The organism is Fulvivirga imtechensis AK7 (assembly GCF_000331535.1).
GTDB classification, from domain to species: domain Bacteria; phylum Bacteroidota; class Bacteroidia; order Cytophagales; family Cyclobacteriaceae; genus Fulvivirga; species Fulvivirga imtechensis.
Window position 1 is genome coordinate 56,975 of the sequence record NZ_AMZN01000066.1, and the last position, 15,305, is coordinate 72,279.

The 15,305-nt window shown below is 43.6% G+C and carries 13 protein-coding genes and 2 tRNA genes; 13 read left to right on the top strand and 2 right to left on the bottom strand.

The genetic code is table 11. From position 1 onward, the window contains the following. The first annotated feature begins 118 nt into the window (after positions 1 to 118). Positions 119 to 637: a hypothetical protein gene (locus C900_RS18815; RefSeq protein ID WP_040497098.1), complete on the top strand. Its 519-nt coding sequence runs from the start codon at positions 119 to 121 to the stop codon at positions 635 to 637. 11 nt (positions 638 to 648) lie between these two features. Beyond that, the gene (locus tag C900_RS18820) at positions 649 to 1,011 is read left to right on the top strand and encodes a GerW family sporulation protein (RefSeq protein WP_009581757.1); all 363 of its coding nucleotides are present in this window, start codon (positions 649 to 651) and stop codon (positions 1,009 to 1,011) included. Between the two features lie 60 nt (positions 1,012 to 1,071). Here C900_RS18820 and C900_RS18825 read toward each other — a convergent pair. Together C900_RS18825 and C900_RS18830 are read right to left on the bottom strand one after the other, a co-directional pair. Further along, a tRNA-Leu gene (locus tag C900_RS18825) sits at positions 1,072 to 1,156 on the bottom strand. 87 nt (positions 1,157 to 1,243) lie between these two features. Next, positions 1,244 to 1,316: transfer RNA gene (locus C900_RS18830), tRNA-Gly, on the bottom strand. A gap of 303 nt (positions 1,317 to 1,619) precedes the next feature. On the opposite strand from C900_RS18830, the gene C900_RS18835 reads away from it, so the two are divergent. The 11 genes from C900_RS18835 (at position 1,620) to C900_RS18885 (ending at position 15,168) form a co-directional block, all read left to right on the top strand. Beyond that, positions 1,620 to 1,955, top strand: a complete 336-nt coding sequence (locus C900_RS18835; protein ID WP_009581758.1) for an arsenosugar biosynthesis-associated peroxidase-like protein — start codon at positions 1,620 to 1,622, stop codon at positions 1,953 to 1,955. Between the two features lie 18 nt (positions 1,956 to 1,973). Then, complete coding sequence (arsS, locus tag C900_RS18840) at positions 1,974 to 3,029, top strand: arsenosugar biosynthesis radical SAM (seleno)protein ArsS (protein WP_009581759.1); 1,056 nt, start codon at positions 1,974 to 1,976, stop codon at positions 3,027 to 3,029. A gap of 39 nt (positions 3,030 to 3,068) precedes the next feature. Continuing rightward, on the top strand, positions 3,069 to 3,881 hold the full coding sequence (locus tag C900_RS18845) for a purine-nucleoside phosphorylase (RefSeq protein WP_009581760.1): 813 nt from the start codon (positions 3,069 to 3,071) through the stop codon (positions 3,879 to 3,881). After that, a complete protein-coding gene (gene arsM / locus C900_RS18850; RefSeq protein ID WP_009581761.1) occupies positions 3,878 to 4,849 on the top strand; it encodes an arsenosugar biosynthesis arsenite methyltransferase ArsM in 972 nt (323 codons plus the stop codon). The genes C900_RS18845 and arsM overlap by 4 nt, the downstream gene beginning before the upstream one ends. 92 nt (positions 4,850 to 4,941) lie before the next feature. Continuing rightward, the gene (locus C900_RS18855; RefSeq protein WP_009581762.1) at positions 4,942 to 5,823 is read left to right on the top strand and encodes an aldo/keto reductase; all 882 of its coding nucleotides are present in this window, start codon (positions 4,942 to 4,944) and stop codon (positions 5,821 to 5,823) included. A gap of 237 nt (positions 5,824 to 6,060) precedes the next feature. Then, complete coding sequence (secA2, locus tag C900_RS18860) at positions 6,061 to 8,499, top strand: accessory Sec system translocase SecA2 (RefSeq protein ID WP_009581763.1); 2,439 nt, start codon at positions 6,061 to 6,063, stop codon at positions 8,497 to 8,499. Positions 8,500 to 8,754: 255 nt separating this feature from the next. Next, complete coding sequence (uvrA, locus tag C900_RS18865; protein WP_009581764.1) at positions 8,755 to 11,613, top strand: excinuclease ABC subunit UvrA; 2,859 nt, start codon at positions 8,755 to 8,757, stop codon at positions 11,611 to 11,613. 77 nt (positions 11,614 to 11,690) lie between these two features. Continuing rightward, positions 11,691 to 12,557: a substrate-binding periplasmic protein gene (locus C900_RS18870; RefSeq protein WP_009581765.1), complete on the top strand. Its 867-nt coding sequence runs from the start codon at positions 11,691 to 11,693 to the stop codon at positions 12,555 to 12,557. A gap of 3 nt (positions 12,558 to 12,560) precedes the next feature. Next, a complete protein-coding gene (locus tag C900_RS18875) occupies positions 12,561 to 13,406 on the top strand; it encodes a substrate-binding periplasmic protein (RefSeq protein WP_040497101.1) in 846 nt (281 codons plus the stop codon). 158 nt (positions 13,407 to 13,564) lie between these two features. Beyond that, the gene (locus tag C900_RS18880; RefSeq protein ID WP_009581767.1) at positions 13,565 to 14,926 is read left to right on the top strand and encodes an NAD(P)/FAD-dependent oxidoreductase; all 1,362 of its coding nucleotides are present in this window, start codon (positions 13,565 to 13,567) and stop codon (positions 14,924 to 14,926) included. Then, complete coding sequence (locus C900_RS18885; protein WP_009581768.1) at positions 14,923 to 15,168, top strand: hypothetical protein; 246 nt, start codon at positions 14,923 to 14,925, stop codon at positions 15,166 to 15,168. Before C900_RS18880 ends, C900_RS18885 begins: the two co-directional genes overlap by 4 nt. Positions 15,169 to 15,305: the final 137 nt, after the last annotated feature.

Genomic DNA, 15,305 nt, shown 5'->3' on the forward strand with positions numbered 1-15,305 from the left:
TGCGCTCCGGAGAAAAAGGCCTCACATCCTGACATCAATCATTATCCCAATAGACTATCATCATTGAAGCCTTAAGGCGTTGACTGGTAGCTTTACCAATAAAAGAAGCTCAAAATTGATGGTGGTCATCTACATACTATTGATACTGATCCTTGGCCTACTGCTGTGGGTCGTATTCGTGCCGGTTTATGTTAGGATAGACACTGCCATTGACCAATATGAGTTAAGTCAGGCGGGAACTATACGGATGTTGCTGCACCCTGGAGAGACACCATGGTGGAGTGTGCGGGTGTTTGGTTTTTTGGTGCCATACAAACGAAGCGAAAGCGAAAAGACAGAGCCGGAGAAAAGTATCCCTCCAAAAAAGAAAAAGTCGAAGTTCAAAAGATCTGCAGCAGCGTGGAAGTATATGATCAGGGGAATATTTCGTAACATAACCCTGAAACGCTTTACCTGCACGGTAGATGTGAATAATGTGGTGCTTAACGCGCAACTGGTGCCGGTGCTTATGCTGGTTAACCGAGGCCCGGTCAGCATTACTACTAACCTATGCGGACAATATTACCTTCACATGGAGGTTAAAGCTCAGCTCAACAAGCTGATTTGGACATTTATACGATTCTTAACTAAAAAATAAAAACCATGGAGATGAATTTTGAAACTTTATTAGAGCGCCTCACTGACTTTATTCAGAAAGAGGTAAAAACAGAAACAGTAATCGGGGAACCCTTTAAGTTGGGTGAGTTCACTTGCGTACCTGTGGTGAAAGTTGGTATAGGTTTTGGCAGTGGAGGAGGTCACGGAGATTCAACAAAAACAGGTAAAGGAGAAGGTGGAGGAGCCGGTGGTGGTATAGGTATTGACCCCATTGGCTTCCTTGTTACTAAAGAAAATGAAATATCATTTATAAACACGCATCAAAGCAAATCTATAGCCGGTATTTTTGAAAAGGTGCCTGATCTTATAGAGAAGCTGACGAAGAGGAAAGAGAAGGAGAAAGCCACTGCTTGAGCAGCGACCAATTTTAAGCCTTGTAAAACAAAAAACCTCTGATCTCTCAGAGGTTTTAAGTACCCGGGGCGGGACTTGAACCCGCACGGCCGCAATGGCCACAGGATTTTAAGTCCTGCGTGTCTACCAATTCCACCACCCGGGCCTGGACTACTATGTAGTCAAAAAGGCATCTAAAAATAAAGCCTGCTTAATGCAGGCGATTTTTTTCGTTCTCCGTTTGAGAATCTTGAGCGAGAAACGGGGTTCGAACCCGCGACCTCAACCTTGGCAAGGTTGCGCTCTACCAGCTGAGCTATTCTCGCTTTTGTGTTTCTTGGTCAGTTACCTTTCCAAGTGGACTGCAAATTTAAGTAAGGGAATTTAATTTGCAACGCCTTTTTTGGAAAAAAATTAATTTTTTCCTGAGGTCATAAAAGTAGCAAAGGGATAAAAAATAAAGCCTTAATGTGCCTTGCAGCACTGTTCCAATTTTCTGCTATGGGGTTTCTTATCTGTCATTCCCCTGACATACCACATTTAAATAGCTCGTAAAACTTAAACATGCCCATGTTCTGTCCGTTTATATTTGTACATTAACATCCGACTTATTACAAACATATACTGTTATGCAAAAGACTTACTACGACCCGGCAGACCTGAAAAAATTTGGAGATGTGGCTGAATTTCAGCCCGAGCTGGCGAAAAAATTTTTCGATTATTATGGTGATGTCTTTAAAGAGGGAGCCCTTACTGCAAGAGAGAAATCTTTGATTGCCCTTGCAGTATCACACGCCATTCAGTGTCCATATTGCATAGACGCATATACTTCCGACTCGTTAGAAAAAGGGGCTACAGAACAACAAATGATGGAGGCTGTTCATGTGACCACCGCCATTCGTGGGGGGGCATCACTGGTCCATGGTGTTCAGATGATGAACAAAGTAAAAAAACTTTCAATGTAGATTTAGAACGCTCTCTGAATGATCAAATCATTAAAAGCACAGCATCACAATCTTTCAGACACCACTACCCAACTGAAAATATTGTCTAATGGTATTTTCGGAGAGGGAAGGCTGCCCACTTTCAGAAAGAAAATTGAGCCGCTCAATGAATTTCCTTTGAAACCGGCAGAGATTGAAATATTTCAGGTCAATGTAGGCTACATGTGTAATCAGGTATGCAAGCATTGCCATGTGGATGCCGGTCCCGATCGCAAAGAGATCATGACAAGGGAAACGATGCAGCTTTGCCTGGATATTATGAAGAATTCAAATATCCTTACCCTCGATCTGACCGGTGGGGCACCGGAAATGAACCCGGACTTCAGGTGGTTTGTGGAGGAAGCCAATAAAATAGGAGTTCAGGAGATAATAGTAAGATCAAATCTAACCATAATACTGGCCAATCCGAAATACTATGACCTGCCACAGTTTTTCAGGAAAAATAATGTGAGAGTAGTTTCCTCCCTACCTTTTTATCAGCCTGATAAAACAGACCGCCAGCGCGGAGAAGGTGTGTTTGCGAAGTCTATTGAGGCCTTGAACATGCTCAACAAGATCGGCTATGGCATGCCGGGTACGGACTTAACTTTAGATTTGGTGTATAACCCGGGGGGAGCATTTCTGCCAGGCAATCAGGCTGAACTGGAAAGAGATTTTAAAAAAGAACTTAAAGGGCATTACGGTATTGAATTCAATAGCCTGTTTACTATCACCAACCTTCCTATCAGCCGGTTTCTTGAATTTCTGATAAGAACGGAGAATTATGAAGAATATATGGAGAAGCTGGTGGCATCCTTTAATCCTGCTGCCGTTAAGGGAGTAATGTGCAGAAATACGATATCCGTTGATTATGATGGTTATATGTATGATTGTGATTTCAACCAGATGCTGGGACTGAAGGTAGAAAAAACAGCCGGACAACATATACGGGATTTTGATCTAAAGAAATTGGAAAATCGTAATATTGTTATCAGTCAGCATTGCTATGGCTGTACTGCGGGTGCAGGATCGAGCTGTCAGGGTACGGTAGCTTGATTATATTTACATTAACATACGTTGTCTTCAATAATGAACATGGATCAGATCAGGGAAACTACCACGTTTCTCCAAAGCAAAGGTTTTGTCAATCCTGAAATCGGAGTGATCCTGGGAACAGGTCTCGGCACTAACTTCATCTCGCAAATTGAAATAGAAAAGGAACTCGCATATGCCGATATACCCAACTTCCCCATAGCTACTGTTGAATTTCACAGCGGAAAGTTGGTTTACGGCAAGATATATGGTAAGCAAATCATTGCTATGCAGGGGCGATTCCATTACTATGAAGGATATAATATGCAACAGGTCACATTTCCCGTAAGGGTAATGAAAATGCTGGGAATTAAGCAGTTGCTGATCTCTAACGCAGGGGGGAGTATGAATACTGATTGGCAGAAAGGTGATCTGATGTTGCTTGATGACCACATTAGCCTGCAAAATAGCAACCCGCTGGTGGGGCCTAATCTTGATGAACTGGGGCCGCGCTTTCCGGATATGAGCCAACCCTATGATACGGCTATGAACAGACTGCTGGAAGAAATTGCTGCTGAAAAGCAAATTAACCTGCGAAAAGGCGTTTATGTAGCTGTGACAGGACCAAATCTTGAAACAAGAGCGGAGTACCGCTTTCTTAGGAGGATTGGCGCTGATGTAGTAGGAATGTCGACAGTGCCGGAAGTAATTGTTGCTAACCACATGAACTTACCTTGTTGCGCCATATCTGTGCTCACTGATGATTGCGATCCGGATAACCTGCATCCGGTAAGCATTGAAGATATTATAGCCGTGGCCGGAAAGGCTGAAGCAAAACTGACCGAATTATATGTTGAGCTGATCAAGAGACTATGAGCGCCTATTTAGAAACCACTAAAGATATATACCGCAAGGCTGCAGAAAATCCGGACGTGGGGTTGTGCTGTACTACTACCCCTGTTTGGCAACTTCCGGAGTTAAACATCCCCAAACGGATGCTTGAAATGAATTATGGGTGTGGCAGCACTGTGCATCCCAGAGATTTAGTGAATAACCCGTCCATACTTTATGTTGGGGTCGGTGGTGGCATGGAATTGCTGCAGTTTGCCTATTTCAGCCGTAGAAGTGGAGGGGTGATTGGTTTGGATGTTGTGGATGAAATGCTGGAGGCCAGCCGTCAAAATTTTAAAGAGGCAGAAAGACTTAATCCATGGTTCGAATCTTCATTTGTTGATTTAAGGAAAGGTGATGCACTTGACCTGCCTGTGGAAGATGCGTCAATAGATGTAGCTGCGCAAAACTGTCTTTTCAACATTTTCATCAAGGAAGACCTGCAAAAGGCGCTGGCAGAAATGTACAGGGTGCTAAGGCCCCATGGCCGGCTCCTACTCTCCGATCCTGTTTGCAACCAAACAATGCCTGAAAATCTTAGAAATGATGAACGTTTGAGAGCACTGTGCCTGAGCGGAGCTCTGCCTTTAAAAGAATACGTTAAAATGATCACAGATATTGGTTTCGGCACCGTGGAGATCAGAGCCAAACGGCCTTATCGCATCCTCGACCCCAGGCATTACGATACGAAAGAAAATATTTACATCGAAAGCGTAGAAGTTTGCGCCATTAAAGATCCCATGCCGGAAGATGGTCCTTGCGTCTTTACCGGTAAAACAGCCATTTTCTATGGCAATGAGGAATACTTTGACGATCATAAAGGGCATGTGCTGATGAAAAATCAACCACTGTCCGTATGTGATAAAACAGCCGGAGCGTTGGCATCTTTGGGTAGAAATGATATTTTTATCTCCGACTCTACTTTCTTTTACGATGGCGGAGGCTGCTGCTAAAATTTTAGTTTTTTGTCTGTAGGCTTGAGTAAAGTGAAACTGAAAACTGAAAACTGAAAACTGAAAACTGAGAACTGAGAACTAAGAAACTGATGATGTTAAAATCCATTTCGGGATCCCCTTTGAAGCTTACTCCTATCGTATTAGGCAAGTGGCATATTCATGAACTATCAAAGCGTGAGCTTGAGACGCTGATCAATGCCGCTTTAGAGGTAGGCATCACCAGCTTCGATCATGCTGATATTTACGGAGGGTATACCTGTGAGGAAGCCTTTGGAAACTGGCTGGCGACCAATTCAGACCAAAGAGATGGCATCAGACTTATATCAAAATGCGGCATCAGGTTAGTAAATGAGCAACGGCCGGACCACCGTGTGAAGCATTATGACACTTCAGAGGCCCATATCATTGCTTCCGCGGAGCGATCCTTAAAGAACCTCAAAACCGATTATCTGGACCTCCTTTTAATCCACCGTCCTGATCCTCTGATGAATCCTGAAGAGGTGGCATCAGCTTTCAGCAAGCTCAAGGAAGATGGGAAAGTGCTTAATTTTGGTGTTTCAAACTTTACAACCAGCCAGTTCTCTTTGCTTTCAAAGTATTCTGATGAGCCCGTCATTACCAATCAGGTAGAGCTTTCCATTTTCAGGAGCGAGGCTATGTTTGATGGTTCGTTGGATTACATGATGGAACGCGGCATTAACCCAATGGCCTGGTCACCCGTGGGTGGCCGAAAGAATATTGGACTGGCGCTGAAGAATGATGAGGTGCTGAAAATGGCAGCCAAATATAATCTGGAGGTAGGTAATTTACTTCTGGCGTGGCTCCTGAAACACCCCGCAGGTATCGTTCCCGTCATAGGCACTATGAATCCGGAGAGAGTGCGATCTTCGGTCACAGCCCTGCAAGTAGATTTCGATCGCCAGGACTGGTTTCACCTGCTCAAGGTCATCAGGACATATGATGTCCCTTAACCACCGTGGTTAGTGTCTCACTAACCACTGTCCCAACCATTTATTCATCAATCCCAATCCAATCCCATGGTTAGTGTCCCCACTAACCATTCATCCATTCACCTCCATTCACTCACCAAGCCAGCCAAAAAGACACACTTTCCTAATAAAAACTACTCAAATTAAGCCATTCTGGCCGAAAATTTTCCCTGGATTAAGAGTTGATAGGTATTTAGGACAACTTTTAAATTCAGGTTAATGCCTCACCTTCTGAAAAAGCTGCTCCCCTCCGGATATATCGAAAGCGACACTACGAGATATAGATTATTGTTGCAACACATTCGGAAGAGAGAGGTTGCACTGCAACCACTTAGTGATAGTGGATTGCGAAAACGATGTGCCCGATTGGAGGAGGAAATCAACAACTTAACCCCTGAGGAGCAGCTTATAGAAGCATATGCTTTGGCCAGTGAAGCCGCAGCCCGAATATTAAAAATGCGACCATATAATGTTCAGATTATAGCAGCAATTGCCTTAAATGAAGGAAAGGTGATCGAAATGGCAACAGGAGAAGGAAAAACACTGGTGGCTACCATGCCGGCCTATCTCAACGCGCTTCTGAAAAATAATGTCCACATCCATACGTTTAATGATTACCTGGCCAGGCGTGATGCAGAGTGGATGAAGCCTTTATATCATTTCCTTGGATTGACAGTAGGGTGTATTCAGGAAAAGCAGAATAACCAACAGCGCAAAGAGATCTATAAAAACCAGCTAGTTTACCTGACAGCTAAAGAGGGTGGTTTTGATTTCCTGAAAAATTTTCTGGCCACTACTACAGACGAAATAATTCAGGAGAAAAGAAATTTCGCCATTATAGATGAAGTAGATTCCTTATTGATCGATGAGGCGCGGGTACCTTTGGTTATTGCGGGTGAGGAACAGGATCAGTTGCATATAAGTTTTAAAGAGATAACTAAAATAGTGTGCAAGTTACAGCAGCAAGTTCATTTTCAAACTGACGAATACGCGCTTAACATATTCTTAACTGACCTGGGACTTACGGAAGTAGAACGACTGCTAAATTGTAAGAACCTCTATGCACCTGAAAATGAAGAACTGCTTGTCAAGGTCAATCTTTCGTTGCAGGCACACTACCTTCTTCATCGCGATACCGATTATATCGTTCGAAACGACCAGATAGAGTTGGTCGATGAATTTACCGGCAGGGTAATGGACAATCGTAAATGGCCACACGGCCTACAGGCGGCAATAGAGGCTAAGGAAGGCCTGGAGGTTCAACCCGAAGGGAAGATATTGGGAAAGACAACGCTCCAGCATTTTTTTCGTACCTACGATAAGCTTAGTGGTATGACTGGTACGGCCAGGGCCGCTGCAGAAGAATTCGCGGAATTCTATCATATGCCTGTTTTTGTTGTTCCTCCCAACCGCCCAAACATGAGGGTAGATTATGAAGATCTGATTTTTCCGGACCGGCAATCTAAGTATAAAGCAATTGCGGAAGAGATAGAAAAAGCACATCAAACAGGAAGACCTGTGCTTGTAGGTACGGCAACTATTGAAGAATCGGAACATCTGGCCGGACTTTTAATTAGCCGAGACATCAATGTGCAGGTTTTGAATGCAAAGAATGATGAAGAGGAGGCAAAAATTATTGCCCGGGCAGGCAAACTTGGAGCTGTCACTATCTCTACCAATATGGCAGGCAGAGGCACTGATATCAAGCTGGGGGGAGAGGAAGGAGAGTGCAGGGAGGAAATATTAGAACTGGGTGGACTTTACGTTATCGGCACCAATCGGTTTGAAAGCAGAAGAATTGATGACCAACTGAGGGGAAGGGCAGGAAGACAGGGAGATCCTGGGGCCTCTCGCTTTTTTATCAGCTTAGAGGATAATCTCTTGAAAAAGCATGGAATTGATGAACTGATCCCCAGGCGTTTCAGAGAGGCTACTACCACTCCTGAAATAAATAATTCCATTATCAGAAGAGAGGTCAACAGGACACAGCGCATTGTTGAAGGTAAGAATTTCGACATCAAAAAAACACTGTGGCAGTATGCCTCCTTTGTGGAAGTGCAGCGTTCCATCATTCTTGAAAAAAGGCAGGACATCGTGCTTGGGGAGTGGACTGGTTTGTGGGAAAACAGTGCAGATTACAAAGTTCTGATGCAAAAATATGGAGCGCAGACTGTGAAAAAGGCAGAACAGCAAATGGCACTTGCCATTATAGATAAGCATTGGGCAGACTACCTCGAAGAGGCAGACCGAATTCGCCTCGGAATCCACCTGGTGGCGATTGGTGGACTTAACCCTTTTCGCGAATTTCAGAAGCAGCTTACCGAACTGTTTGAAAAATTGTTAGCGGATATCGACAGGGAAATAATCGATAGGATGAATACCGTGACAATTACACCTGATGGTGTTGATCTGGGAAAAGAAGGCCTGCAACGCCCCGGTTCAACCTGGACTTACCTGGTGAACGATAACCCGTTTGGCGATAAGCTGGAGTCGATGCTAAAGAGTAGTAGCGACATAGGGTTTGCCGCAGGAGCAGCACTACAGATTCCACTTTTAGCTGCCTATTTTATTGTAAAAAAACTATTCGCAAAGAAGCGGGAGCCTGGTGATAGCAATCGGCAGCAGGCAGAATCAGTAGGCAAATCGCTTAACCAATAATTATTCAGAAGATTTCTGCCTTTCGATTAACCAAACACCAAACATCAAACAACAAACAGACAGAAGCAGTCGGCAAATTACTTATCAGTAGCTATTTACAATACCTCGGACATCCGATTAACCAATAACGACTAACGAATAACGAATAACGATTAACCATTCAACCACAACAAACAATCTTCCACCAGCAGTTGCATTTAACTATCTGAAAGTCCAATTTTGTGGATTGCCAAACTTTTAGCCGCACAATAGCCTATGATCACTGACGAGGATGTAATGAAACAAGGGGACGAGCACGATATAACAGGCTATGACAACATCGAAATTATAGGGGCGCGCGAGCACAACCTGAAAAATGTCAACCTTACTTTTCCCAGAAATAAATTGGTAGTGATCACCGGTATCAGTGGCAGTGGTAAATCATCGCTTGCCTTTGATACCATCTATGCCGAAGGACAGCGCAGATACATGGAGAGCTTCAGCGCCTATGCCCGTTCTTTTATCGGGAACCTTGAAAGGCCGGACGTGGATAAGATCAATGGGTTGAGCCCGGTGATTTCTATCGAGCAAAAAACTACATCCAGAAATCCCCGATCTACAGTAGGCACGGTTACTGAGATTTACGATTTTATGCGACTTCTTTTCGCCCGCGCGGGTGAGGCCTACTCCTATATTACAGGAGAAAAAATGGTACGGCAGTCTGAAGATCAGATCCTGGATCATATTTTTAACGCTTTTGAAGGCCAAAAGCTGACTATTCTGGCTCCAGTGGTAAAAGGAAGGAAGGGTCACTACCGTGAGTTGTTCCAGCAGATCAGGAAAAGTGGATATTCTAAAGTTAGAGTGGATGGGGAACTACAGGAGCTGGCGCCAAAAATGCAGGTCGATCGATACAAGACCCACGATATTGAAATTGTAATAGATCGAATCGTTGTCGATCAGAACGACCGCTACAGGATCAGCCAGTCGCTGGGAACAGCGCTGAAACAGGGAGAGGGAGTACTGATGCTTCTTGATCAGGAAAACCAGATACATCACTTTTCAAAATACCTGATGGATCCGAAGTCCGGGTTGTCATATGACGAGCCGGCACCAAATACCTTTTCATTTAATTCTCCCTATGGAGCTTGCCCTAAATGTAACGGCCTTGGCGTGATAGAAGAGATCACTGAGGAGTCTGTTATTCCTGATAAGTCATTGAGTATCAGCAGGGGAGGTATCCTTCCGTTGGGCGAATTTCGAGACATCTGGATCTTTAAAAAGATCGAGGCAATTCTTAAAAGATATAAAGTTAACCTGACTACTCCTATAAAAGATATCCCTGAAGAGGTGCTGAAAACGCTTTTGCATGGAGATGCTGTACCAGTTGCCGTCAAATCAGTGAAGTATCCGGGCACCGATTGGAATACAAAGTTCGAAGGCATTATTAATTTTCTGGAAAAGCAACGAGAAGGTGGTTCCGATAAGATTCAGCAATGGGTGAATGATTTCACTATCTCCGTAACCTGCCCTGAATGCAATGGCGCCAGGTTAAAAAAAGAAGCTCTACATTTTTTAATAGATCATCAAAATATTGCCCAACTGGCCCAATATGATATTAAAACGTTATGGACATGGTTTGATGGTCTTGAATTGCGGTTGTCGGATAAGCAAAATGTCATTGCCGCTGAAGTTTTGAAGGAAATTAGAAAGCGTATTGGCTTTTTGTTGGATGTAGGACTGGACTACCTGCACCTCAACAGGCCGTTAAGGACACTCTCCGGTGGTGAAGCACAGCGGATCAGACTGGCAACACAAATAGGCACCCAACTAGTAGGAGTTTTATACATTCTCGATGAGCCAAGTATTGGATTACATCAGAGGGATAATGTAAAGCTTATCAAGGCACTGAAAGACTTGCGCGATCTGGGCAATTCCGTGATCGTTGTTGAGCATGACAAGGATATGATGCTGGAATCAGATTATGTGATCGATATTGGCCCTGGTGCCGGTCGTCACGGTGGGCATATTGTGGCTCAGGGTACACCTAAGGAATTTCTAAAGCAAAACAGTGCCACAGCCGATTACCTCAAAGGAAAGCGTAATATCGAGCTGCCTGAAGAGAGAAGATCCGGAAATGGAAAACATTTAAAACTTACAGGTGCCAAAGGGCACAATCTGAAAAATGTAGATCTCGAGATCCCACTGGGTACTTTAACGCTCATAACCGGAGTTTCCGGAAGCGGCAAGTCAACATTGATCCACGATACGCTCTTCCCTATTTTAAACCAGAAGTTCTATCGCTCAAGAAAAGAACCTTTGGAATACGACAAAATAAAGGGTCTTGAACATCTCGATAAAGTAATAGAGGTAGACCAGTCGCCAATTGGTCGGACCCCACGATCTAACCCGGCTACATACACTGGAGTATTTACAGACATCCGCTCCTTGTTTGCCGAATTGCCGGAGGCAAAGATCAGAGGCTACAAACCTGGCAGGTTTTCATTCAACGTGAAAGGCGGTCGTTGCGAAACCTGCGAAGGCGCCGGACTTCGGTTGATAGAGATGGATTTTCTACCGGATGTGCATGTGCCTTGTGAAACCTGCAAGGGCAAGCGCTATAACCGTGAAACCCTGGAGGTGCGATTTAAAGGAAAATCCATATCGGATGTGCTGGAAATGACCGTAGAGGAGGCCGTGGATTTTTTTGAAAATCAACCAAAAATCGTCCGAAAGATAAAAACATTAAATGATGTAGGCCTCGGTTATATCTCTTTAGGGCAGCATGCTACCACTTTGTCCGGTGGGGAGGCCCAAAGAGTGAAGCTATCTACAGAGTTGTCCAAAAAGGATACCGGCAAAACACTCTATATCCTTGATGAACCTACCACCGGATTGCACTTCCAGGACATTCAGCACCTGCTGGACGTGCTCAACCGTTTGGTAGATAAGGGAAATACCGTACTCATCATCGAACACAATATGGACGTGATAAAAGTAGCCGATTACATCGTTGACCTCGGGCCGGAGGGAGGCAACGGAGGAGGTACCATTGTTTGCTCCGGAACACCTGAAGAAGTTATTAAGAATAAGAAAAGCTATACCGCTAAATTCTTAGAACCAGAGTTGAAATAGAGCTTCGTTAAACTCCTCGTTTTCTTGGATTTTTGAAAAAATAAATTACTTTTAGGTAGTAAAATACCTGAACTGTAATGAAAAATTTAAACCTTAAGAAGTTATTTAGACTCTTTGTTGTTGTCTTTCTGGCTGTTAACCCCTTTAACTTATTTGCTCAACTAAAAGGCGATACCTATGCGGCCGCAAAGGCAAAAGGATCTGCTAATTGGGTGCTTACCTATGCTGAAAGCCCTGGCTTCGCGGCGAAGAAAAATGGTGCGATGGTCGGTATTACTGTCGATATCATGCGGAAGTTCGAAGAATTCATAGAACAAAAACATGGTATTCAAGTAAATATGGCCTACGAGGCTAAAGACCCAAACAACTTCACGCTTTTTCTTGATGAAGTAAATAAGGCTCATGGCGGGGTTTTTGGCTTGAGTAATACAACAATAACAGACGCCCGGAAGAAAATGTATAGCTTCAGCCCTCCTTATATTACCAATATCGGTATGGTGCTGACACACAATTCCGTTCCTACCATGAACAACATCAGCGAGATCGCTGATAAGTTTGCGGGTATGACAGCCGTTACCATCAAAAATTCCACTAACGAGAAAACCATTCAGGAAATAAAAAGGAAGTATTACCCAAGTCTAACGATCGAGTATGTGCCTTCTTTCGGTGATGCTATGCAAAGGGTCATCAATGATCCCAAAGCTTTTACAAATGTAGACTTCACTTACTACTTTGAAGCAATTCAGAATCGACTACCTGTTAAAAGACACCCTGGTGGAGATGAGAGCACTGAACAGTTTGGCATTATTATGCCCAAGAGCAACGATTGGGCTCCGCTACTTGAAGAGTTTATGAATTCATTTGTTGGCAGTGTTGAATACAAAAAGATTGTTGCTACTAACCTGGGGCAAAGTGCTATGAAATTTTTGGATACCTTAAAGTAAATTATGCGATACTCCTTATCTGTTATATTGTTTTTCTGTACATCCGCAATTTGCGCCCAATACAATGGGGATACCTTTGCGAGTGCCAAGGCCAAAGGCAGTGCGAGTATCTATTATGTCTACTCCAATGCCCCCGGATTTGTAACCATGCAGAAAGATGGCAGCTTTACGGGGGTATGTGTCGACATTATGAAGCAGTTTGAGTTGTTTGTGAAAGAGAAACATAATGTTACACTTAAAATAGATCCGGTGGCTAATCACTATAGTAACTATCCGGAGTTTCTGAAGGTTGTTAAAGAGTCCAGGGGAGGAGTTTTTGGTCTTAACACCACTACTATTACGGAAAAACGAAAAGGGATCTATGAGATCAGCCCGCCCTTCATTACCAATGTTTCCATGCTGGTCAGTAATGCTGCGGCTCCTGCACTAGGTAGTTTGCAGGAACTTCCTTCCAAGTTTGAAAATATGATAGCTCTTACCGTCCGCAATTCCAGCAATGAGAGTTCGTTGCTGGCCTGGAAAAAAAAGTATTATCCGGCAATGAAAATTGAGTATGTCAATACAAACAGTGAAGTGGTACAGCGGGTGGCATCCGAGCCAAACAAATTCACTAACATAGACTTTATATATTATTTTGAAGCACTTAGAGATGGTAAATCTATCGTCAGACATGCGGCCGGTGACGATACTAATGAAAAATTTGGAATCATCATGCCCAAGGGTAGTGACTGGGCACCCGTTATGGCAGAGTTTTTTAGATCGGGGTTTATGGAGAGTGCGGAATGTAAAAAAATACTGGCGACCCACCTTGGGCAAAGTGCCATGAAATTCTTCGAATCCCTAAAATGATAGAAAGTGCCGCTTTTCAGCGGCACTTCTCATTCAACCAAAACCTTGAAAATTATCAACTATGAATTATTGCTTATCCTTAAAAGGCATATTTGTAGAAAAGAGTTCCCATAGTATAAAATAAAAAAATTTTACCTGCCGATTAATCACTCGTTCTATTGTCTTTTGCTAATATTACACCGGCTATCACAAAAGGCATGCTCATGGTATCAGAACACATCAAAAAAATTCCAATACCAGAAACAGAATATCCGAGACTGGTGATTCTCGGAGGCGGTTTTGCAGGTATTACACTGGTAAAAAAGCTTAGTAATCTGCCACTCCAGATAGTTTTATTTGATCGGAATAACTACCATACCTTTCAGCCCCTGCTTTACCAGGTGGCTACTGCGGGCCTGGAGCCTGACTCCATAGCAGGGCCGCTTCGAAAGCAGTTAGAGTCAATAAAGAATTTTTATTTCCGAATGGCAGAGGTTCATGTCATACATGCAAAAGAAAAATACATTGAGACGGAAATAGGCGCTATGTCCTACGACCACCTGGTGATAGCTACCGGTTCCAGGACCAACTTCTTTGGCAATGATTCCATTATGACCCATGCATTTCCATTGAAGCAAATCCCCCAGGCCCTTGATCTGAGAAGCCATATTTTGCAAAACTTTGAAGCTGCTACCGTTACAACTGATGCTGACCAACTGGAGTCAATGATGAATATTGTAATTGTTGGAGGCGGCCCTACCGGTGTGGAAGTAGCAGGAGCTCTCGGGGAGCTGAAGAAGAATGTGCTGCCCTCAGATTATCCGGATCTCGATTTTGATCATATGAATATCATACTGCTCGAGGGCACATCTCGCCTACTTGGGGGAATGTCTGAGTTCGCTTCACGGAAAGCCATCAAATATTTAAAAAAGTTTGATGTTCAGGTTCGGCTCAGTACCATGGTTACTTCATACGATGGGCTGGTGGCTGAGCTCAGCAATGGTTCTAGTATTAAGACCCATACCTTAATATGGGCGGCAGGGGTCAAAGGCAATTATCCTGATGGTATCGCTCCTACATCCATCGAAAAAGCACGGCTGTTGGTGGATGAGTATAACCGGTTGCTGGATTATGATGATATATACGCCATAGGCGACATTGCGCTAATGAAATCCAAAGATTACCCGTATGGTCACCCTATGCTCGCTCCCGTTGCTATACAGCAGGGAAACAACCTGGCAAAGAATCTCAAAAGAATGCTTAAGAGCAAACCAATGAAGCCTTTCCAGTATTATGACAAAGGCTCGATGGCCACTATAGGTAGAAATAAGGCAGTAGTTGATTTGGGTAAACTAAGGTTCGGAGGGCTGTTTGCCTGGATGATCTGGATGTTTGTACATTTGATATCGATCATTGGCTTTCGCAACAGGCTTATTGTGTTCAGTAATTGGGTGTGGAATTACTTTACCTATGATAAAGGTACCCGTTTGATCATCAGAAAATTTATCCCCAAACATAAGGCTAATGACGTAACAGTATGAAGGGCTTATCTATTCAATATCTGATGGGAGGGCTTATGGTGGCCTTCTCATTTTATCAAATATATACCGCTGATTTTTGGGAGGCGTCTTTATATATTTCTGCCGGCCTTGCCTTCATAGTTATGGGGCTGCTCAAAAACGAAGTATTTCCCCGCCAGAAGAAGATTTTAAATGCAGTTTCCTGGCTATTGATACTGCTGGCCGTATTTCTTTTCCTGTTCCTGGTGCGTACGGATGGCTGAAATTTTTCCCGGGTATAAGCAAAATCAGGAGCCGGTAGTTAATTGATCCTATTTTATTTCACCAAAGGGAGTTTGATATAAAAGCTTGAAGATAGGGATCATCCGGTGCAATTCAAGCCTCCTGGACACACATTTCG

Coding starts and splice junctions, on each gene's coding strand:
- C900_RS18815 (WP_040497098.1), top strand. CDS start 119: ATGGTGGTCATCTACATACTATTGATACTGATCCTTGGCCTACTGCTG.
- C900_RS18820 (WP_009581757.1), top strand. CDS start 649: ATGAATTTTGAAACTTTATTAGAGCGCCTCACTGACTTTATTCAGAAA.
- C900_RS18835 (WP_009581758.1), top strand. CDS start 1,620: ATGCAAAAGACTTACTACGACCCGGCAGACCTGAAAAAATTTGGAGAT.
- arsS (WP_009581759.1), top strand. CDS start 1,974: ATGATCAAATCATTAAAAGCACAGCATCACAATCTTTCAGACACCACT.
- C900_RS18845 (WP_009581760.1), top strand. CDS start 3,069: ATGGATCAGATCAGGGAAACTACCACGTTTCTCCAAAGCAAAGGTTTT.
- arsM (WP_009581761.1), top strand. CDS start 3,878: ATGAGCGCCTATTTAGAAACCACTAAAGATATATACCGCAAGGCTGCA.
- C900_RS18855 (WP_009581762.1), top strand. CDS start 4,942: ATGATGTTAAAATCCATTTCGGGATCCCCTTTGAAGCTTACTCCTATC.
- secA2 (WP_009581763.1), top strand. CDS start 6,061: ATGCCTCACCTTCTGAAAAAGCTGCTCCCCTCCGGATATATCGAAAGC.
- uvrA (WP_009581764.1), top strand. CDS start 8,755: ATGATCACTGACGAGGATGTAATGAAACAAGGGGACGAGCACGATATA.
- C900_RS18870 (WP_009581765.1), top strand. CDS start 11,691: ATGAAAAATTTAAACCTTAAGAAGTTATTTAGACTCTTTGTTGTTGTC.
- C900_RS18875 (WP_040497101.1), top strand. CDS start 12,561: ATGCGATACTCCTTATCTGTTATATTGTTTTTCTGTACATCCGCAATT.
- C900_RS18885 (WP_009581768.1), top strand. CDS start 14,923: ATGAAGGGCTTATCTATTCAATATCTGATGGGAGGGCTTATGGTGGCC.